The sequence below is a fragment of the Pseudomonas sp. MN1F genome (genome assembly GCF_009391885.1).
In the GTDB taxonomy this organism is placed as follows: Bacteria; Pseudomonadota; Gammaproteobacteria; order Pseudomonadales; family Pseudomonadaceae; genus Aquipseudomonas.
Map to the genome: position 1 here is coordinate 12,661 of NZ_VZII01000025.1, position 17,939 is coordinate 30,599.

A 17,939-nucleotide genomic window follows, 5' to 3' on the forward strand; every position below is an offset into this window, starting at 1 on the left:
GAATGTCGTTCGAACTGCTGGCCACCGACGGCAAGGCCCGTCGTGGCCGGCTGACCTTCCCCCGTGGCACGGTCGAGACCCCGGCGTTCATGCCGGTGGGCACCTATGGCACGGTCAAGGGCATGCTGCCACGTGACATCGAGGCCATCGGCGCCGAGATCATCCTCGGCAACACCTTCCACCTGTGGCTGCGCCCGGGTACCGAGGTGATCAAGAAGCACAACGGCCTGCATGATTTCATGCAGTGGAAAGGCCCTATCCTCACCGATTCCGGTGGTTTCCAGGTGTTCAGCCTGGGCGCCATGCGCAAGATCAAGGAGGAAGGCGTGACCTTCGCCTCGCCAGTCGACGGCTCCAAGGTGTTCATGGGCCCGGAAGAGTCCATGCAGGTGCAGCGCGACCTGGGCTCGGACATCGTGATGATCTTCGACGAGTGCACGCCGTACCCGGCCGAGCACGACGTGGCGCGCACTTCCATGGAGCTGTCGCTGCGCTGGGCGCAGCGCTCGAAGAATGCCCACGCCGACAACACCGCGGCACTGTTCGGTATCGTCCAGGGCGGCATGTACCAGGACCTGCGCATGCGCTCGCTGGAAGCCCTGGAAAACATCGGCTTCGATGGCCTGGCCATCGGCGGCCTGTCGGTCGGCGAGCCGAAGCACGAAATGATCAAGGTGCTCGACTACCTGCCGGACCAGATGCCGGCTGACAAACCTCGTTACCTTATGGGGGTAGGCAAACCGGAAGATCTGGTTGAGGGTGTGCGCCGCGGCGTCGACATGTTCGACTGCGTGATGCCCACGCGCAACGCGCGCAACGGCCACCTGTTCGTCGATACAGGGGTGATCAAGATCCGCAATGCGTTCCATCGCCATGATGATTCGCCGCTGGATCCGACCTGTGACTGCTATACCTGCACCAACTTCTCCCGCGCTTATCTGCACCATCTGGACAAGTGCGGCGAAATGCTGAGCAGCATGCTGAATACCATCCACAACTTGCGCCATTACCAGCGCTTGATGGCCGGTTTACGCGAGGCTATTCAACAGGGTAAATTGGCCGCCTTTGTCGACGCCTTCTACGCCAAGCGCGGGCTGCCTGTGCCGCCTTTGGACTGACTGTTCGCATCCATTATTAGAAAATTACATTAGGAGTGCCCAATGAGCTTCTTGATCCCCGCCGCATACGCGGACGCTGCAGCACCCGCCGCTGGCCCAGCCGGTACCGGTTTCGAGTGGATTTTCCTGGTCGGTTTCCTGGTCATCTTCTACCTGATGATCTGGCGCCCGCAATCCAAGCGCGCGAAAGAGCAGAAGAACCTGCTGAGCAACTTGCAGAAAGGTGACGAAGTTGTCACCAACGGCGGCATCGCCGGCAAGATCGTCAAGGTTTCCGATGACTTCGTGGTCCTGGAAGTTTCCGACACCGTCGAGCTGAAGTTCCAGAAGGGTGCCATCGCGGCCACCCTGCCAAAAGGTACGCTCAAGGCTATCTGAGTTACCGGTTTCATTTTTCCAGTCGGGGCGCGCAAAGCGCCCCGCGTCTTGAACGGGCGGCGTGATGCTGAACAAATACCCTCTGTGGAAATACGCACTGATCCTGGTGGTACTGGCGATCGGTTTCATTTATTCCGCTCCCAACCTTTACCCGGATGATCCGGCGGTGCAGATCAGCGGTGCCAGTTCGGCGCTGCAGGTCAACCAGGCCGACCTCGACCGTGTCGGCAAGGCGCTGGTCGATGCCGGTATCACCGTCAAGGGCGTGAGCCTGGGTGAGAAGGGCAGTGGCCTGATCCGCCTGACCAAACAGGAAGATCAGCTGCCAGCCAAGGATGTCGTGCGCAAGGCACTGGGCGATGATTATGTCGTGGCCCTGAACCTGGCCCAGACTACTCCGCAATGGCTGCGCAACCTGGGCGCACGCCCGATGAAGCTGGGCCTGGACCTGTCCGGTGGTGTGCACTTCCTGCTGGAAGTGGACATGGACAAGGCCATGAGCGCCCGCATGAAAGTCTACGAAGGCGAGGTCAAGACCTTGCTGCGCAAAGAGCGCATCCGCTACCGCAGCCTGCCGCAGCAGGATGGCGGTGTGATGCTGGGCTTTGCTGACGATGCTACCCGCGAACAGGCACGTGCCCTGATCCGCAAGAATTTCAATGATTTCGACCTGACCACCACCGAGCGCAACGAACTCGCCGTGCTGCGTCTGGCGCTGACTCAGGCGAAAGTCGCCGAGATCCGCGAATACTCGATCAAGCAGAACCTCACCACCGTCCGCAACCGTGTCAACGAGCTGGGCGTGGCTGAACCGCTGGTGCAGCGCCAGGGCGCCAACCGCATCGTGGTGGAGCTGCCAGGCGTGCAGGACACTGCCGAAGCCAAGCGTATCCTCGGCAAGACTGCCAACCTGGAGTTCCGCTTCGGTGCCGAGCCGGGCGCTTCCAAGGCCACTACCGAGGTCTTCGAGTTCCGTGAAGGCAACCGTTCCGCCGCAGTCGAGCGCGGCCTGATCATTACCGGTGACCAGGTGACCGATGCCCAGGCCAGCTTCGACGAGCATGGTCGGCCGCAAGTGAACATCCGCCTGGATGGCCACGGTGGCGAGCTGATGAGTCGTGCGACCCGCAGCAACGTTGGCCGTAGCATGGCGGTGATCTTCATCGAGCAGAAGCCGGTCACCCGCTACGTCAAGCAGACTGTCGATGGCGTCGAAAAGGACGTTGCCGTACAGAGCTTCCAGGAAGAGAAGAAGATCATCAGCCTGGCGACCATTCAGTCGCCACTGGGCAGCCAGTTCCGCATCACCGGCCTGAACGGCCAGGGTGAGTCGTCGGAACTGGCCCTGCTGCTGCGTGCCGGTGGTCTGGCGGCGCCGATGTACTTCGCCGAAGAACGTACCATTGGCCCAAGCCTGGGTGCCGACAACATCACCAAGGGTATCGATGCGTCGCTGTGGGGCATGCTGTTCGTCTCGCTGTTCATCATCGCCATCTACCGCGGCTTCGGCGTGATTGCCACCGTTGCCCTGGCGGGCAACATGGTCCTGCTGCTGGCGCTGATGTCGCTGCTGGGCGCGACCCTGACCCTGCCAGGTATCGCCGGTATCGTGTTGACCATGGGTATGGCGGTGGACGCCAACGTGCTGATCTTCTCGCGTATCCGCGAGGAGCTGAATGCCGGCATGTCGGTGCAGCGCGCCATCCACGAAGGTTTCAACCGCGCCTATACCGCGATCATCGACGCCAACCTGACCAGCCTGCTGGTCGGCGGCATCCTGTTCGCCATGGGTACCGGCCCGGTCAAGGGCTTCGCGGTCACCATGTCCCTCGGGATTTTCACCTCGATGTTCACCGCCGTCATGGTGACCCGTGCAATGGTCAACCTGACCTGCGGCGGGCGTGACATCAAGAAGCTGTGGGTTTGAGGGAGCTGCGATGAAAACCATCAACTTCATGGGCGTGCGCAATGTCGCGTTCGCCGTCACCGTGCTCCTCACCGTGCTGGCGCTGTTCAGCTGGTGGCAGAAGGGCCTGAACTTCGGCCTGGACTTCACCGGCGGTACGCTGATCGAGCTGACCTACGAGCGCCCGGCCAACCTTGAAGCAGTGCGCACCGAGCTGGTTGGTTCCGGCTTCCACGAGGCGGTTGTACAGAGCTTTGGCGCTACCACCGACTTGCTGGTGCGTATGCCTGGCGATGACCCGCAGTTGGGCAACAAGGTCGCTGAAGCCTTGCAGAAAGCTGGCGGGGACAACCCGGCCACGGTCAAGCGGGTCGAGTTCGTCGGCCCGCAGGTGGGTGAAGAACTGCGCGACCAGGGCGGCCTCGGCATGCTGCTGGCACTGGGCGGCATCCTCATCTACCTGGCTTTCCGCTTCCAGTGGAAGTTTGCCGTGGGCGCGATCGTTTCGCTGATTCACGACGTGGTGGTGACCCTGGGTATCCTGTCGTTCTTCCAGATCACCTTCGACCTGACGGTGCTGGCAGCGGTACTGGCGATCATCGGCTACTCGCTGAACGACACCATCGTCGTGTTCGACCGGGTGCGTGAGAACTTCCGCGTGATGCGCAAGGCCTCGCTGATCGAGAACATCAACGTCTCGACCACTCAGACCCTGCTGCGCACCATCGCCACCTCGGTGTCGACCTTGCTGGCGATTGCTGCGCTGCTGTTCTTCGGTGGTGACAACCTGTTCGGCTTCTCCCTGGCACTGTTCATCGGTGTCATGGCTGGTACCTATTCGTCGATCTACATCGCCAACGTGGTACTGATCTGGCTGAACCTGAACAGCGAAGACCTGATTCCACCTGCGAAAAACGAAGGTGTGGACGACCGTCCTTAAGGATTAGTCCTACGCCGTTCGGCGACCAAAAGGCGCGAGTGTTGAACTCGCGCCTTTTTTTTCGCTCCAAGGCTGGGAGAAGGCGGGATGGCTCCCGCGGGTAGGATCAGGAGGTTCATGTGAATAAATCAATGCTGGTAGGTGCTGTACTGGGTGCTGTCGGTGTGACTGCCGGAGGTGCTGTCGCAACCTACAGCTTGGTGAACAAGGGGCCTGAATACGCCCAGGTCACCGACGTGCAACCGATCAAGCAGCAGGTCAAGACCCCCCGCGAGGTCTGCAAGGATGTCGCCGTTACGCGTCAGGCGCCGGTCAAGGACCAGCACCAGATCGCCGGTACCGTGGTCGGTGCCATTGCTGGTGGCCTGCTGGGTAACCAGATCGGCGGCGGTACTGGCAAGAAGATCGCCACCGTGGCCGGTGCGGTCGGTGGTGGTTATGCCGGTAACAAGGTGCAGGAAGGCATGCAGGAGCGTGACACCTACACCACTACGCAAACTCGCTGCAACACGGTCAACGACATCAGTGAGAAGGTGGTGGGCTACAACGTCAAGTACACCATCGGTGACCAGGTCGGCCAAGTGAAGATGGACCGCGAGCCGGGTTCGACCATTCCGCTGGACAAGAATGGCAAGCTGATCCTCAGCGAAGCCGGGCAGTAAGCGCCGAGCATAAAAAAAGCACCCCGAGGGGTGCTTTTTTTTGCCTGCAATCCGCGCTTAGCGCTTCATGTGCTCTGGCAGGTGTGGCTGGATGGCGGTCAGGACGGCCTTGAAGCACTTGATGTTGCCTGCAACGATGTGGCCCTTGTCGAGGAAGTCGTGGCCACCGTTGAAGTCGCTCACCAGGCCACCGGCTTCCTGGATCAGCAGCACGCCTGCAGCCATGTCCCACTCGGACAGCCCCGACTCCCAGAAGGCGTCGAAGCGGCCGGCAGCCACGTAGGCCAGGTCCAGGCTGGCGGAGCCGGCGCGGCGAATGCCGGCGGTCTGGCCAGTCAGGGCGCGGAACATGCCCAGGTAGTTGTCCATGTCAGCCATCTGGTTGTCACGGAACGGGAAGCCGGTGCCCAGCAGGGCGCCGTCCAGGCTGGTGCGCGAGCTGACGCGCAGGCGGCGGCCATTGAGTTGGGCGCCACGGCCGCGGCTGGCGGTGAATTCTTCCTGGCGAACCGGGTCGACGATCACGGCGTGCTCGAGGCGACCACGGTATTTGCAGGCGATGCTGACAGCGAAGTGCGGAATGCCGCGCAGGAAGTTGGTGGTGCCGTCCAGCGGATCGATGATCCACAGGTAGTCCTTGCCTTCTTCGCCGGTGCCGGCGTGCAGGCCGGTTTCTTCACCTTGAATGGAGTGGTTCGGGTAGGCCTTGCGCAGGGCATTGACGATGCTCTGCTCGGCGGCGCGATCCACTTCGGAGACGTAGTCCTTGGCCTCTTTCTCGTCGACCTTGATGGTATCCAGGCGTTCGATGGAGCGGAAAATCAGTTCACTGGCGCTGCGAGCGGCGCGCAGGGCGATATTCAGCATGGGCTGCATGGGCGGGTCACCTGGAGATGTTAAAGAAGAAAGCCGATCATTCTAGCAGAAAAGTTTGGCGGCAGAAGTGTCACATTTGCTTTCATGGCGTTACGCTGGTCGGTTCTGTAAGATCGATTTCCCGCAAACCTGCATCTGAGAGCACAACACCTTGCTGCAAAATATTCGTGTTGTTCTGGTCAATACCAGCCACCCCGGCAACATCGGCGGCGCTGCGCGTGCCATGAAAAACATGGGCTTGTCGCGTCTGGTGCTGGTGCAGCCAAAAGAGTTCCCGTCCGGCGACGCCACCGCGCGTGCCTCGGGCGCCGACGATATCCTGGCCAATGCCCAGGTGGTCGACAGCCTTGAAGACGCGTTGGTCGGATGCAATCTGGTCATGGGCACCAGCGCCCGTGAGCGCAGCATCCCCTGGCCGTTGATCGACCCGCGTGAGTGCGGGGCCAAGGCCGTGGAGCACGCCAACGGGGGTGAAGAGATCGCCTTGGTGTTCGGGCGCGAACACGCCGGCCTGACCAACGAAGAACTGCAGCGATGTCACTTCCACGTGCACATTCCCTCGAACCCCGACTTCAGCTCGCTGAACCTTGCTGCCGCAGTCCAAGTGCTCTCCTACGAGGTGCGCATGGCCTGGCTGGCAGCCGAAGGCGCGCCATCGAAAGTCGAGAAGTTCGATGCCAACTCGCTGCGCAGCAACGAGCTGGCGACCATGGACGAAATGGAGCTGTTCTATGAACACCTGGAGAAAACCCTGGTGGACATCGGCTTCCTCGACCCCGAGAAGCCCAAGCACCTGATGCCGCGCCTGCGCCGGCTGTATGGGCGCAGCTCGGTCAATCGTTCGGAAATGAGCATTTTGCGCGGCATCCTCACCGAGACCCAGAAGGTCGTCCGGGGCGAGCCGCATAAACGGAAGGACTGACAGATGTTCGAACGTCTGCGTGAAGATATCCAAAGCGTATTCCATCGTGATCCGGCGGCGCGCAACGCCTTCGAGGTACTGACCTGCTACCCCGGCATGCACGCTATCTGGCTGCACCGCCTGGGCAATGCCCTGTGGAAGCGCGACTTCAAGTGGCTGGCCCGCCTGGTGTCGAACTTCGGCCGCTGGCTGACCGGTATCGAGATCCATCCCGGTGCGACCATCGGTCGACGCTTCTTCATCGACCACGGCATGGGTATCGTCATCGGCGAAACCGCCGAGATCGGCGACGATGTCACTCTTTATCAGGGCGTGACCCTGGGTGGTACCAGCTGGAACAAAGGCAAGCGCCACCCGACCCTTGAGAACGGTGTGGTGGTAGGGGCGGGTGCCAAGGTGCTCGGCCCGTTCACCGTCGGTGCCGGGGCCAAGATCGGCTCCAATGCGGTGGTGACCAAGGCGGTGCCGGCCGGTGCCACTGCGGTTGGCATCCCAGGGCGGATCATCGTCAAGAACAGCGAGGACACCGAACTCGAGGCCAGGCGCAAGGCCATGGCCGAGAAGATCGGTTTCGATGCCTATGGTGTCAGTGGCGACATGCCGGACCCGGTAGCCCGTGCCATCGGTCAGATGCTTGACCACCTGCAGGCCGTCGACGAGCGCCTGGAGGGCATGTGTGGCGCGCTGACCAAGATGGGCAGTGATTACTGTGCCAAGGAGCTGCCGAAGCTGCCGGAAGATGACTTCGCGGTCGAAACCCAGGCGGCCCAGCGCGACACTCAGTCACATTGATTGCGCCGCAGTGAAGTCACTCTGACATATGGGGCGTGTGCTCACGCCCCTTTACTGCTACACTCGCGCCCGCCTCCCCGATGCAAACCCGACTAAAGCAGTAGGTCTAATAGTTGACTTAAATGCTCGGGAATCGCATACTCGCACACATCCCGTAACTCCCGTGGTACCCACTAGCCATGCGACTGACTACCAAAGGCCGATACGCCGTCACTGCCATGCTCGACCTGGCACTGCACGCGCAGCATGGGCCGGTGTCTTTGGCCGACATTTCCGAGCGCCAGGGCATTTCCCTCTCTTATCTGGAACAGCTGTTCGCCAAGCTGCGCCGCAGCAGCCTGGTCTCCAGTGTGCGCGGTCCGGGCGGTGGCTACCAGCTGTCGCGCGGCATGGAAACCATCCAGGTGGCCCAGGTCATCGACGCGGTCAACGAGTCGGTCGATGCCACCCGTTGCCAGGGCCTTGGGGATTGCCATGCCGGTGACACCTGCCTGACCCACCACCTGTGGTGCGACCTCAGCCAGCAGATCCACGAATTCCTCAGCGGCATCAGCCTGGCCGACCTCGTCATGCGCCGTGAGGTGCAGGAAGTCGCTCAGCGCCAGGACCTGCGGCGTGTCGCAGGCCGTACCGCCTTGCTGGACAAGATTGAGACGTCCGCCGTCGACTGACCGATTAGATCAACAGTGACGAGCGACGCCACCGCCTGATAGGAGATACCCATGAAGTTGCCGATCTACCTCGATTACTCCGCTACCACGCCGGTCGACCCACGTGTCGCCCAGAAGATGGCCGACTGCCTGCTGGTCGACGGCAACTTCGGTAACCCGGCCTCGCGTTCCCACGTGTTCGGCTGGAAGGCCGAAGAAGCGGTCGAGAATGGCCGCCGCCAGGTTGCCGAGCTGATCAACGCCGACCCGCGCGAAATCGTCTGGACCAGCGGTGCCACCGAGTCCGACAACCTCGCCCTGAAAGGCGTGGCGCACTTCTATCAGACCAAGGGCAAGCACATCATCACCTCCAAGATCGAGCACAAGGCGGTCCTGGATACCGCTCGCCAGCTCGAGCGTGAAGGTTTTGAAGTTACCTACCTGGAACCGGGCGAAGACGGCATCGTCACCCCGGCCATGGTTGAAGCCGCCCTGCGCGACGACACCATCCTGGTCTCGCTGATGCACGTGAACAACGAAGTCGGCTCGATCAACGACATCGCCGCCATCGGTGAACTGACCCGTTCGCGCGGCGTCCTGTTCCACGTCGATGCCGCCCAGTCGGCTGGCAAGGTCGAAATCGACCTGCAGAAGCTGAAGGTCGACCTGATGTCGTTCTCGGCGCACAAGGTCTACGGCCCTAAAGGTATCGGCGCGCTGTACGTCAGCCGCAAGCCGCGCGTGCGTCTGGAAGCCATCATTCACGGCGGTGGCCATGAGCGCGGCATGCGTTCGGGCACCCTGCCGACCCACCAGATCGTCGGCATGGGCGAAGCCTTCGCCATCGCCAAGCAGGAAATGGCCGCCGAGAACGTGCGTATCAAGGCCCTGAGCGACCGCTTCTTCAAGCAGGTCTCGGACCTCGAAGAGCTGTACGTCAACGGCAGCAAGACTGCCCGCGTGCCACACAACCTGAACCTGAGCTTCAACTACGTCGAAGGCGAATCGCTGCTGATGTCCCTGAAGGACATCGCCGTATCGTCCGGTTCGGCCTGTACCTCCGCTTCGCTCGAGCCGTCGTATGTACTGCGCGCTCTGGGCCGCAACGACGAGCTGGCGCACAGCTCGATCCGCTTCTCCTTCGGCCGCTTCACCACTGAAGAAGAAGTCGACTACGCCGCGCAGCAAGTCTGCATGGCCGTCAACAAACTGCGTGAGCTGTCGCCGCTGTGGGACATGTACAAAGACGGCGTTGACATCTCCAAGATCGAGTGGGCCGCCCACTAAGCAGTCGCCGGCAAGAGCGGCTCCCTGATGAGGAAGGAATTGCACCATGGCATACAGTGAAAAGGTCATCGACCACTACGAAAACCCACGCAACGTCGGCAAGATGAACGCCGAAGACCCGGATGTCGGTACCGGCATGGTCGGCGCCCCAGCGTGCGGTGACGTGATGCGTCTGCAGATCAAGGTCAACGAGCAAGGCATCATCGAAGATGCCAAGTTCAAGACTTACGGCTGCGGTTCGGCCATCGCTTCCAGCTCCCTCGCCACCGAGTGGATGAAGGGCAAGACCCTGGACGAAGCCGAAACCATCAAGAACACCCAGCTGGCGGAAGAACTGGCGTTGCCGCCAGTGAAGATCCACTGCTCGGTACTCGCTGAAGATGCCATCAAGGCAGCTGTTCGCGACTACAAGCAGAAGAAAGGCTTGATCTAAGCCGCCCGTTGCAAGGTAAGACTCAAGGAGTTCCGATGGCTATCAGCATGACAGAAGCCGCCGCCAACCACATTCGCCGCTCCCTCGACGGGCGCGGCAAGGGTGAGGGCATTCGCCTGGGCGTGCGCACCACCGGCTGCTCGGGCCTGGCCTACGTGCTGGAGTTCGTCGACGAGCTGGCCGCAGAGGACCAGGTGTTCGAGAACCACGGCGTCAAGGTGATCATCGATCCCAAGAGCCTGGTCTACCTCGATGGCACCGAGCTGGACTTCGTCAAGGAAGGGTTGAACGAAGGCTTCAAGTTCAACAACCCCAACGTGCGCGGTGAGTGTGGCTGCGGCGAAAGCTTCAACGTCTGAGGCTGGCCGTGGGTACTCCTTGTCATTACGCTCTGTTTGACCTCCAGCCCTGCTTCCGCCTGGACCTCGACAAACTGGCCACTCGCTATCGCGAGCTGGCCCGCGAGGTCCATCCGGACCGCTTCGCCGACGCCTCCGAGCGCGAGCAGCGGGTAGCGCTGGAAAAGTCCGCGGCCCTCAACGATGCCTACCAGACCCTGCGCAGTGCGCCGCGCCGTGCCCGCTACCTGCTGGCTATCGGTGGCCACGAAGTGCCTCAGGAGGTCACGGTCCATGACCCTGATTTCCTGTTGCAGCAGATGCAGTGGCGTGAAGAGCTCGAAGAGCTGCAGGACGAAGCCGACCTCGATGGCGTGGCTGTGTTCAAGAAGCGCCTGAAGGCTGCTCAGGACACCCTCAACGAGGATTTCGCCGCCTGCTGGGATGTGCCTGCCGAGCGCGACAAGGCCGAACGCCTGATGCGCCGCATGCAATTCCTCGACAAGCTCGCCCAAGAAGTGCGCCAACTGGAAGAGCGCCTCGACGATTAACCCGGTGTCGCCCGTGATGACGCCTAAGGTATTCAGATAAGCATGGCCCTACTGCAGATCGCCGAACCCGGTCAAAGCCCTCAGCCGCACCAGCGCCGCCTGGCGGTGGGTATCGACCTGGGTACCACCAATTCTCTGGTCGCTGCCGTGCGCAGCGGTCGCAGCGAGCCCCTGCCCGATGCGCAGGGCAACGTCATTCTGCCTTCGGCGGTGCGATACCTGGCTGGCCACAGCGAAGTCGGCCTGGCCGCGCGCGAAGCGGCTGCCAGCGACCCGCTGAACACCGTGCTGTCGGTCAAGCGCCTGATGGGCCGTGGCCTGGCAGACGTCAAGCAGCTTGGTGAGCAACTGCCGTACCGCTTTATCGGCGGTGAGTCGCACATGCCGTTCATCGACACCGTCCAAGGGCCGAAAAGCCCGGTCGAAGTGTCCGCCGACATCCTCAAGGTGCTGCGCGAGCGTGCCGAAGCCACCCTGGGTGGCGAGTTGGTGGGCGCAGTGATCACTGTGCCGGCCTACTTCGACGACGCCCAGCGCCAGGCCACCAAGGACGCTGCACGGCTGGCCGGCCTGAGCGTGCTGCGCCTGCTCAACGAGCCGACTGCCGCTGCCGTGGCCTATGGCCTGGACCAGAACGCTGAAGGCCTGGTGGCCATCTATGACCTGGGTGGCGGTACCTTTGATATTTCCATTCTGCGCCTGACTGCCGGTGTGTTCGAAGTGCTGGCTACCGGTGGCGATACCGCCCTGGGGGGCGACGATTTCGACCACGTCATTGCTGGCTGGATCATCGAGCAGGCCGGCCTGTCCGCTGATCTCGATCCGGCCACCCAGCGCCAGTTGCTGCAGGCCGCCTGCGCTGCCAAGGAAGCCCTGACCGATGCCGACACTGTCAGCGTCAGCCACGGTGCCTGGACGGGCGAACTGAGCCGCACCGCCTTCGAAGCCATGATCGAGCCGCTGGTTGCCCGCAGCCTGAAAGCCTGCCGCCGCGCTGTGCGCGACAGCGGCGTCGAGCTGGAAGAAGTAGGCGCAGTGGTGATGGTCGGTGGTTCGACTCGCGTGCCGCGTGTGCGCGAAGCCGTGGGCGCGCTGTTTGGTCGCACCCCGCTGACCTCGATCGACCCGGACCAGGTGGTGGCCATCGGCGCCGCCATCCAGGCCGACACCCTGGCCGGCAACCGCCGCGAAGGTGGCGAGCTGCTGCTGCTCGATGTCATCCCGCTGTCCCTGGGCCTCGAGACCATGGGCGGGCTGATGGAGAAGGTGATCCCGCGCAACACCACCATTCCGGTGGCTCGCGCCCAGGAATTCACGACGTATAAAGATGGCCAGTCAGCCATGATGATCCACGTCCTGCAGGGTGAGCGCGAGCTGATCAGCGACTGCCGCTCCCTGGCGCGCTTCGAGCTGCGCGGCATTCCGGCCATGGTTGCCGGCGCCGCCAAGATCCGCGTGACCTTCCAGGTCGACGCCGATGGCCTGCTCAGCGTTGCCGCCCGCGAACTGGGCTCGGGCGTGGAAGCCAGCATTCAGGTCAAGCCGTCCTACGGCCTGACCGACGGCGAGATTGCCCGCATGCTCAAGGATTCCTTCGAGCACGCAGGTTCCGACAAGCAGGCGCGCCAGTTGCGCGAGCACCAGGTCGACGGCGAACGCCTGCTCGAAGCGGTGCAGGGCGCCCTGGACGCCGACGGTGAGCGCCTGCTCAGCGAAGACGAGCGGGTCGCCATCGAGTACCAGATGCAAGAATTGCGTGATTTGCTCAGCGGCACTGATGGCGCGGCCATCGAGCAGCAGACCAAGCGTCTGTCGCAGGTGACCGATGCTTTTGCCGCCCGTCGCCTTGATTCGACGGTCAAAGCCGCACTGGCCGGGCGCAACCTGAATGAGATCGAGGAGTAACCGATGCCCCAGGTGATTTTCCTGCCGCACGAGAAGTTCTGCCCGGACGGGCTGGTGGTTGAAGTGGAGCCAGGGACCAACATCCTGGAGCTGGCCCACGAGCACCACATCGAGATGGAAAGCGCGTGCGGCGGTGTGTGCGCCTGCACCACCTGTCACTGCATCGTGCGTGAAGGCTTCGACTCGCTCGAGGAAGCCGACGAGCTGGAAGAGGATATGCTGGACAAGGCCTGGGGCCTGGAGGCGCAATCGCGCCTGGCCTGCCAGGTGATCGTCGGTGAGGATGACCTCACCATCGAGATTCCGAAGTATTCGCTCAATCACGCTGCCGAAGCGCCGCACTGAGGTTTGCCCGATGAGCCTGAAATGGATTGATGTACTTGAGATCGCCATCCAGCTTGCGGAAAGCAAGCCGGACGTTGATCCTAGATATGTGAATTTCGTCGATCTGCACCGTTGGGTGCTGGCCTTGCCAGAGTTCAGCGACGATCCGTCACGTGGCGGTGAGAAAGTGCTCGAGGCCATCCAGGCGGCCTGGATTGAAGAAGCCGACTAAGCGTGACGCTGCAGGTTAGGCAATCCCCTGGAACCCGCGTATAATTCGCGGGTTTAATTTTTCGTAACACTCAATATTCTGGAGTTTTCCATGGCTGTTCAACGTACTTTCTCGATCATCAAGCCTGACGCCGTTGCCAAGAACGTTATCGGCAAGATCACCACCCGCTTCGAAGAAGCCGGCCTGAAAATCGTTGCCTCGAAAATCAAGCAACTGTCCAAAGCCGAAGCCGAAGGCTTCTACGCCGAGCACAAAGAGCGCGGCTTCTTCGCTGACCTGGTTGCCTTCATGACTTCCGGCCCAGTCGTTGTTCAGGTTCTGGAAGGCGAAAACGCCATCGCTCTGAACCGTGAGCTGATGGGCGCTACCAACCCTAAAGAAGCTGCTCCAGGCACCATCCGTGCTGACTTCGCCGAGTCGATCGACGCCAACGCCGTTCACGGTTCGGACTCCGAAGCTGCTGCTGCTCGCGAAATCGCTTACTTCTTCGCTGCTACCGAGGTAACCACTCGCTAAGCGAAAGCTTACGGGTGAGGGTGAATCCATGACGACATCTACTGGCAAAATCAACCTGTTGGGGCTGACCCAGCCGGAAATGGAAAAGTTCTTCGACTCGATAGGGGAGAAGCGCTTCCGTGCCGGTCAGGTGATGAAATGGATTCACCATTTTGGCGTGTCCGACTTTGCGGCCATGACCAACGTAGGCAAGGTCTTGCGCGAAAAGCTCGAGGCCGTTGCCGAGATTCGCCCTCCGGAAGTGGTCAGTGAAGACATTTCCGCCGACGGCACCCGTAAATGGGTGATCCGCGTTGCCTCCGGCAGCTGCGTCGAGACCGTCTACATCCCCACCGACGACCGCGGTACCCTCTGCGTTTCGTCGCAAGCCGGCTGCGCCCTGGACTGCAGTTTCTGCTCCACCGGCAAGCAAGGCTTCAACAGCAACCTCACTGCCGCCGAAGTGATCGGCCAGGTGTGGCTTGCGAACAAATCCTTCGGGACCGTCCCGGCCAAGATCGACCGCGCGATTACCAACGTGGTCATGATGGGCATGGGCGAGCCCCTGCTGAACTTCGACAACGTCATCGCCGCCATGCACATCATGATGGACGACCTGGGCTACGGCATTTCCAAGCGTCGCGTCACCTTGTCCACCTCGGGCGTGGTGCCGATGATCGATGAACTGGCCAAGCACATCGACGTGTCCCTGGCGCTGTCGCTGCACGCGCCAAACGACGAGCTGCGCAACCAGCTGGTGCCGATCAACAAGAAGTACCCGCTGAAGATGCTGCTGGAGTCGTGCATGGGCTACATGTCGACCCTGGGCGGCAAGCGTGTGCTGACCATCGAGTATACCCTGCTCAAGGACGTCAACGACCAGCCTGAGCATGCGGCACAGATGATCGAGCTGCTGCGTGACGTACCGTGCAAGATCAACCTGATCCCGTTCAACCCGTTCCCGCATTCGGGTTACGAGCGGCCGAGCAACAACGCGATTCGCCGCTTCCAGGACCTGCTGCACCACGGTGGTTTCAATGTCACCACCCGTACCACCCGTGGCGACGACATCGACGCTGCCTGTGGCCAGCTTGTGGGTCAGGTCAACGACCGTACCCGCCGCAGCGAGCGCTACATCGCGGTCCGCCAGCTGTCCGCTGACGCCGAGCTGCAAGACAGCACCGTGCGTCACTGAGTCCGGCCTTGCCATGAGCCTGCGCGCCGCGCTGTCGATCCTTGCGCTTTCGCTGCTGGCCGGCTGCGTGTCGGGCGGCGCGAGCGACCCTCTGGCCAATCGCCAGGGGCGGGCGGAGGCAGGGCGGGCCTATACGCAGCTTGGCCTGGGTTATTTGCAACAAGGTTTGACCCAGCAGGCCAAGGCCCCCTTGGGCAAGGCGCTCGCGCTGAATGCCGGGGATGCCGATGCTCATGCGGCCCTGGCCCTGGTGTTCCAGGCCGAAGGTGAGCCAGCCCTTGCCAATGGGCACTTCGAAAAAGCGCTGGCTGCCCGCCCGGGCGACACGCGAATTCGCAACAACTACGGCAGTTTCCTATATGCTCAGCAACGTTTTGCCGAAGCCGAGCAGATGTTTCGCCTGGCCAGTGCCGATACCCTGTATCCTGAACGTTCGCGGGTGTACGAGAACCTTGGCCTGACCGCCCTGGAGCTCGGCGATCGCGACCAGGCACATGCGTATCTGACCAAGGCCCTGCAACTCAACCGACGCCAGCCCAGAGCGTTGCTGGAAATGGCTGAGTTGTCCTTCGAAAACAGGCATTATGTGCCGGCCCGGGATTACTACGATCGTTTCAGCCAGTTAAGCGATCACAGTCCCCGTAGCCTTCTGCTGGGCAGCCGCCTTGCCCGGGTATTCGACGAGCAGGGCACCCTGGCCGATCTGGGCCAGCAATTACAACGACTTTATCCCGGTACGCCGGAATATCAGCAATACCTGTCGGAGCAACGATGAAAGCCGCGCATCCCGAAGTAGCAGCAGCGACTGGCCAGAACCCCGGTGAGCTGTTGCGCCAGGCCCGCGAAAAACGGGAGTGGTCGCAAGCCGAGGTGGCCCGCAAGCTCAACCTCACCGTAAGTTCGTTGAACCACCTGGAAACCGGCGCCTTCGACAAGCTGCCAGGGCATACTTTCGCTCGTGGTTACATCCGCGCCTACGCCAAATTGATGGACATGGACCAAGCACCGCTGGTCGAGGCTTTCGACCAGTACACCGGTACCCATGCCAAGGGCAGTGAAGTGCATTCCCTGGGCCGCATCGAAGAACCGGTGCGCCTGTCGCACAACATCATGCGCGGCGTCACCCTGTTGCTGCTGGTCGCTGTGGTCGGCGGCAGCTTCATCTGGTGGCAGGACCAGGGCAGCCTGAAAGGCAAGGACCTGGCCAAGATGGCGCTGGAGCACGTGGAAGTCGAAAGTGCCGACGGTACCACCCAGATTCACCCGCTGGACGAGCCTGAAGACCAGGCCGTGACCGCGGGTCAGCAACCTGAGAGCGCACCGCTGCCACTGGAGCAGGCCCCCGCCGAGGCGGCAGCCGAAACCACCAGCGAAGCCGCCCCGGCCGCGACTGCGACTGCGCCTGCACCGGCTCCAGTGCCTGTTCCTGCTCCGGTTCAGCAGGCACCGGTTCATGCTGTCGCGCCAGCCCCTGCCCCTGCAGCGCCTGCCGCGCCAGTTGCCAGCGTGCCGGCCGTTGCCGCTGCCGAGCCTACCGCCCCGGCGGCCGTGCCGGCCGGCAGCGCCAAGGTTGCCATCCAGTTCACCGCCGATTGCTGGACCCAGGTGTCCGATGGCAACGGCAAGGTGCTGTTCAGCGCCGTCAAGCGCAAGGGGGACAACCTCGAGTTGACTGGCAAGCCGCCGTTCGCGGTCCGCCTGGGCTTTGCCCGTGGCGCCCAGGTCAGCTACAACGGCCAGGCCGTCGATGTTGCCCCGTTCACCAGTGGCGAGACCGCTCGCCTGAAGTTGGGACAGTAAGTCATGCACGGCGAATCTCCGATCAAACGTCGCGAATCCCGCAAAATCTGGGTCGGCAATGTGCCGGTGGGTGGTGATGCCCCCATCGCGGTGCAGAGCATGACCAACACCGACACCAACGATGTGATGGCCACCGTGGCGCAGATCCAGCGCCTGGTCGATGCCGGTGTCGACATCGTCCGCGTCTCGGTACCGGACATGGACGCCGCCGAAGCGTTCGGCAAGATCAAGCAGCGGGTCAGTGTGCCGCTGGTGGCCGATATCCATTTCGACTACAAGATCGCCCTGCGTGTCGCCGAGCTTGGCGTCGATTGCCTGCGCATCAACCCGGGCAACATCGGCCGTGAAGACCGCGTGCGCGCGGTGGTCGACGCTGCCCGCGACCGGGGCATCCCGATCCGCATCGGCGTCAACGCCGGTTCTTTGGAAAAGGACCTGCAGAAGAAGTACGGCGAGCCGACCCCGGCCGCGCTGGTCGAATCGGCCCTGCGTCACGTCGAGCACCTCGACCGCCTGGACTTCCAGGACTTCAAGGTCAGCGTGAAGGCCTCCGACGTGTTCATGGCCGTCGAAGCCTACCGCCTGCTGGCCAAACAGATCATCCAGCCGCTGCACTTGGGGATCACCGAAGCCGGTGGCCTGCGCTCGGGGACGGTGAAATCCGCCGTCGGCCTCGGTATGCTGCTGGCCGAAGGCATCGGCGATACCATCCGCATCTCGCTGGCGGCCGACCCGGTCGAAGAAGTGAAGGTCGGCTACGACATCCTCAAGTCGCTGCACCTGCGTTCGCGTGGCATCAACTTCATCGCCTGCCCGAGCTGCTCGCGGCAGAACTTCGATGTGGTCAAGACCATGAACGAGCTGGAAGGGCGCCTGGAAGACCTGCTGGTGCCGCTGGACGTGGCGGTGATCGGTTGCGTGGTCAACGGCCCCGGCGAAGCCAAGGAAGCCCACGTGGGCCTGACCGGTGGAACGCCGAACCTGATCTACATCGACGGCAAGCCGGCGCAAAAGCTGACCAATGACAACCTGGTCGATGAGCTGGAGAAGCTCATCCGCCAGAAAGCGGCCGAAAAGGTCGAGGCTGACGCGGCGCTGATCGCCCGCAGCTGACACACAGATTCGTAAGGACTTT

The 17,939-nt window shown here is 62.2% G+C and carries 21 protein-coding genes; 20 read left to right on the plus strand and 1 reads right to left on the minus strand.

Annotated features, from left to right (window positions below; genetic code table 11):
- The first annotated feature begins 2 nt into the window (after positions 1-2).
- The 5 genes from tgt to F6X59_RS13810 all read left to right on the plus strand — a co-directional run bounded on the left by tgt (position 3) and on the right by F6X59_RS13810 (position 5,004).
- Entirely contained in the window at positions 3-1,118 is a 1,116-nt protein-coding gene (tgt, locus tag F6X59_RS13790; protein ID WP_178120086.1) for a tRNA guanosine(34) transglycosylase Tgt, read from the plus strand.
- 42 nt (positions 1,119-1,160) lie between these two features.
- Entirely contained in the window at positions 1,161-1,496 is a 336-nt protein-coding gene (yajC, locus tag F6X59_RS13795; RefSeq protein ID WP_027920288.1) for a preprotein translocase subunit YajC, read from the plus strand.
- Between the two features lie 64 nt (positions 1,497-1,560).
- Positions 1,561-3,423, plus strand: a complete 1,863-nt coding sequence (secD, locus tag F6X59_RS13800; protein WP_152956687.1) for a protein translocase subunit SecD — start codon at positions 1,561-1,563, stop codon at positions 3,421-3,423.
- A 10-nt stretch (positions 3,424-3,433) separates the two neighbouring features.
- A complete protein-coding gene (secF, locus tag F6X59_RS13805) occupies positions 3,434-4,342 on the plus strand; it encodes a protein translocase subunit SecF (protein WP_152956688.1) in 909 nt (302 codons plus the stop codon).
- A gap of 119 nt (positions 4,343-4,461) precedes the next feature.
- Entirely contained in the window at positions 4,462-5,004 is a 543-nt protein-coding gene (locus tag F6X59_RS13810; protein WP_346644602.1) for a glycine zipper 2TM domain-containing protein, read from the plus strand.
- 57 nt (positions 5,005-5,061) lie between these two features.
- Here the strand turns inward: F6X59_RS13810 and suhB are convergent, their stop codons facing one another.
- Entirely contained in the window at positions 5,062-5,880 is an 819-nt protein-coding gene (suhB, locus tag F6X59_RS13815) for an inositol-phosphate phosphatase (protein ID WP_152956689.1), read from the minus strand.
- Positions 5,881-6,031: 151 nt separating this feature from the next.
- On the opposite strand from suhB, the gene trmJ reads away from it, so the two are divergent.
- The 15 genes from trmJ to ispG all read left to right on the plus strand — a co-directional run bounded on the left by trmJ (position 6,032) and on the right by ispG (position 17,917).
- Entirely contained in the window at positions 6,032-6,802 is a 771-nt protein-coding gene (gene trmJ, locus F6X59_RS13820; protein WP_152956690.1) for a tRNA (cytosine(32)/uridine(32)-2'-O)-methyltransferase TrmJ, read from the plus strand.
- A gap of 3 nt (positions 6,803-6,805) precedes the next feature.
- The gene (gene cysE, locus F6X59_RS13825) at positions 6,806-7,594 is read left to right on the plus strand and encodes a serine O-acetyltransferase (RefSeq protein ID WP_152956691.1); all 789 of its coding nucleotides are present in this window, start codon (positions 6,806-6,808) and stop codon (positions 7,592-7,594) included.
- 179 nt (positions 7,595-7,773) lie between these two features.
- The gene (gene iscR / locus F6X59_RS13830; protein ID WP_054887562.1) at positions 7,774-8,265 is read left to right on the plus strand and encodes a Fe-S cluster assembly transcriptional regulator IscR; all 492 of its coding nucleotides are present in this window, start codon (positions 7,774-7,776) and stop codon (positions 8,263-8,265) included.
- A gap of 51 nt (positions 8,266-8,316) precedes the next feature.
- Complete coding sequence (locus tag F6X59_RS13835; protein ID WP_027920282.1) at positions 8,317-9,531, plus strand: IscS subfamily cysteine desulfurase; 1,215 nt, start codon at positions 8,317-8,319, stop codon at positions 9,529-9,531.
- 46 nt (positions 9,532-9,577) lie between these two features.
- Complete coding sequence (gene iscU, locus F6X59_RS13840) at positions 9,578-9,964, plus strand: Fe-S cluster assembly scaffold IscU (protein WP_007929523.1); 387 nt, start codon at positions 9,578-9,580, stop codon at positions 9,962-9,964.
- Between the two features lie 35 nt (positions 9,965-9,999).
- Complete coding sequence (iscA, locus tag F6X59_RS13845) at positions 10,000-10,323, plus strand: iron-sulfur cluster assembly protein IscA (protein ID WP_023630636.1); 324 nt, start codon at positions 10,000-10,002, stop codon at positions 10,321-10,323.
- An 8-nt stretch (positions 10,324-10,331) separates the two neighbouring features.
- Complete coding sequence (gene hscB, locus F6X59_RS13850; protein WP_346653151.1) at positions 10,332-10,853, plus strand: co-chaperone HscB; 522 nt, start codon at positions 10,332-10,334, stop codon at positions 10,851-10,853.
- A gap of 42 nt (positions 10,854-10,895) precedes the next feature.
- On the plus strand, positions 10,896-12,758 hold the full coding sequence (gene hscA, locus F6X59_RS13855; RefSeq protein ID WP_152956692.1) for a Fe-S protein assembly chaperone HscA: 1,863 nt from the start codon (positions 10,896-10,898) through the stop codon (positions 12,756-12,758).
- A gap of 3 nt (positions 12,759-12,761) precedes the next feature.
- The gene (fdx, locus tag F6X59_RS13860; RefSeq protein WP_054887566.1) at positions 12,762-13,103 is read left to right on the plus strand and encodes an ISC system 2Fe-2S type ferredoxin; all 342 of its coding nucleotides are present in this window, start codon (positions 12,762-12,764) and stop codon (positions 13,101-13,103) included.
- Between the two features lie 10 nt (positions 13,104-13,113).
- Positions 13,114-13,314, plus strand: a complete 201-nt coding sequence (iscX, locus tag F6X59_RS13865) for a Fe-S cluster assembly protein IscX (protein ID WP_023382209.1) — start codon at positions 13,114-13,116, stop codon at positions 13,312-13,314.
- A 90-nt stretch (positions 13,315-13,404) separates the two neighbouring features.
- A complete protein-coding gene (ndk, locus tag F6X59_RS13870; RefSeq protein ID WP_054887567.1) occupies positions 13,405-13,830 on the plus strand; it encodes a nucleoside-diphosphate kinase in 426 nt (141 codons plus the stop codon).
- A gap of 28 nt (positions 13,831-13,858) precedes the next feature.
- Positions 13,859-15,004, plus strand: a complete 1,146-nt coding sequence (gene rlmN, locus F6X59_RS13875) for a 23S rRNA (adenine(2503)-C(2))-methyltransferase RlmN (RefSeq protein WP_152956693.1) — start codon at positions 13,859-13,861, stop codon at positions 15,002-15,004.
- A 13-nt stretch (positions 15,005-15,017) separates the two neighbouring features.
- Positions 15,018-15,779, plus strand: coding sequence for a type IV pilus biogenesis/stability protein PilW (pilW, locus tag F6X59_RS13880; RefSeq protein WP_152956694.1), 762 nt, complete (start codon positions 15,018-15,020; stop codon positions 15,777-15,779).
- The gene (locus F6X59_RS13885) at positions 15,776-16,804 is read left to right on the plus strand and encodes a RodZ domain-containing protein (RefSeq protein WP_152956695.1); all 1,029 of its coding nucleotides are present in this window, start codon (positions 15,776-15,778) and stop codon (positions 16,802-16,804) included. The genes pilW and F6X59_RS13885 overlap by 4 nt, the downstream gene beginning before the upstream one ends.
- Positions 16,805-16,807: 3 nt before the next feature.
- Entirely contained in the window at positions 16,808-17,917 is a 1,110-nt protein-coding gene (gene ispG / locus F6X59_RS13890; RefSeq protein ID WP_060511408.1) for a flavodoxin-dependent (E)-4-hydroxy-3-methylbut-2-enyl-diphosphate synthase, read from the plus strand.
- Positions 17,918-17,939: the final 22 nt, after the last annotated feature.

Bases quoted from the DNA above. Each gene is read 5' to 3' on its own strand.
- fdx (WP_054887566.1), top strand. From the start codon at position 12,762: ATGCCCCAGGTGATTTTCCTGCCGCACGAGAAGTTCTGCCCGGACGGG.
- cysE (WP_152956691.1), top strand. From the start codon at position 6,806: ATGTTCGAACGTCTGCGTGAAGATATCCAAAGCGTATTCCATCGTGAT.
- iscA (WP_023630636.1), top strand. From the start codon at position 10,000: ATGGCTATCAGCATGACAGAAGCCGCCGCCAACCACATTCGCCGCTCC.
- tgt (WP_178120086.1), top strand. From the start codon at position 3: ATGTCGTTCGAACTGCTGGCCACCGACGGCAAGGCCCGTCGTGGCCGG.
- rlmN (WP_152956693.1), top strand. From the start codon at position 13,859: ATGACGACATCTACTGGCAAAATCAACCTGTTGGGGCTGACCCAGCCG.
- ispG (WP_060511408.1), top strand. From the start codon at position 16,808: ATGCACGGCGAATCTCCGATCAAACGTCGCGAATCCCGCAAAATCTGG.
- secF (WP_152956688.1), top strand. From the start codon at position 3,434: ATGAAAACCATCAACTTCATGGGCGTGCGCAATGTCGCGTTCGCCGTC.
- iscR (WP_054887562.1), top strand. From the start codon at position 7,774: ATGCGACTGACTACCAAAGGCCGATACGCCGTCACTGCCATGCTCGAC.
- suhB (WP_152956689.1), bottom strand. From the start codon at position 5,880: ATGCAGCCCATGCTGAATATCGCCCTGCGCGCCGCTCGCAGCGCCAGT.
- iscU (WP_007929523.1), top strand. From the start codon at position 9,578: ATGGCATACAGTGAAAAGGTCATCGACCACTACGAAAACCCACGCAAC.
- hscA (WP_152956692.1), top strand. From the start codon at position 10,896: ATGGCCCTACTGCAGATCGCCGAACCCGGTCAAAGCCCTCAGCCGCAC.
- F6X59_RS13885 (WP_152956695.1), top strand. From the start codon at position 15,776: ATGAAAGCCGCGCATCCCGAAGTAGCAGCAGCGACTGGCCAGAACCCC.
- F6X59_RS13835 (WP_027920282.1), top strand. From the start codon at position 8,317: ATGAAGTTGCCGATCTACCTCGATTACTCCGCTACCACGCCGGTCGAC.
- yajC (WP_027920288.1), top strand. From the start codon at position 1,161: ATGAGCTTCTTGATCCCCGCCGCATACGCGGACGCTGCAGCACCCGCC.
- pilW (WP_152956694.1), top strand. From the start codon at position 15,018: ATGAGCCTGCGCGCCGCGCTGTCGATCCTTGCGCTTTCGCTGCTGGCC.
- secD (WP_152956687.1), top strand. From the start codon at position 1,561: ATGCTGAACAAATACCCTCTGTGGAAATACGCACTGATCCTGGTGGTA.
- ndk (WP_054887567.1), top strand. From the start codon at position 13,405: ATGGCTGTTCAACGTACTTTCTCGATCATCAAGCCTGACGCCGTTGCC.
- iscX (WP_023382209.1), top strand. From the start codon at position 13,114: ATGAGCCTGAAATGGATTGATGTACTTGAGATCGCCATCCAGCTTGCG.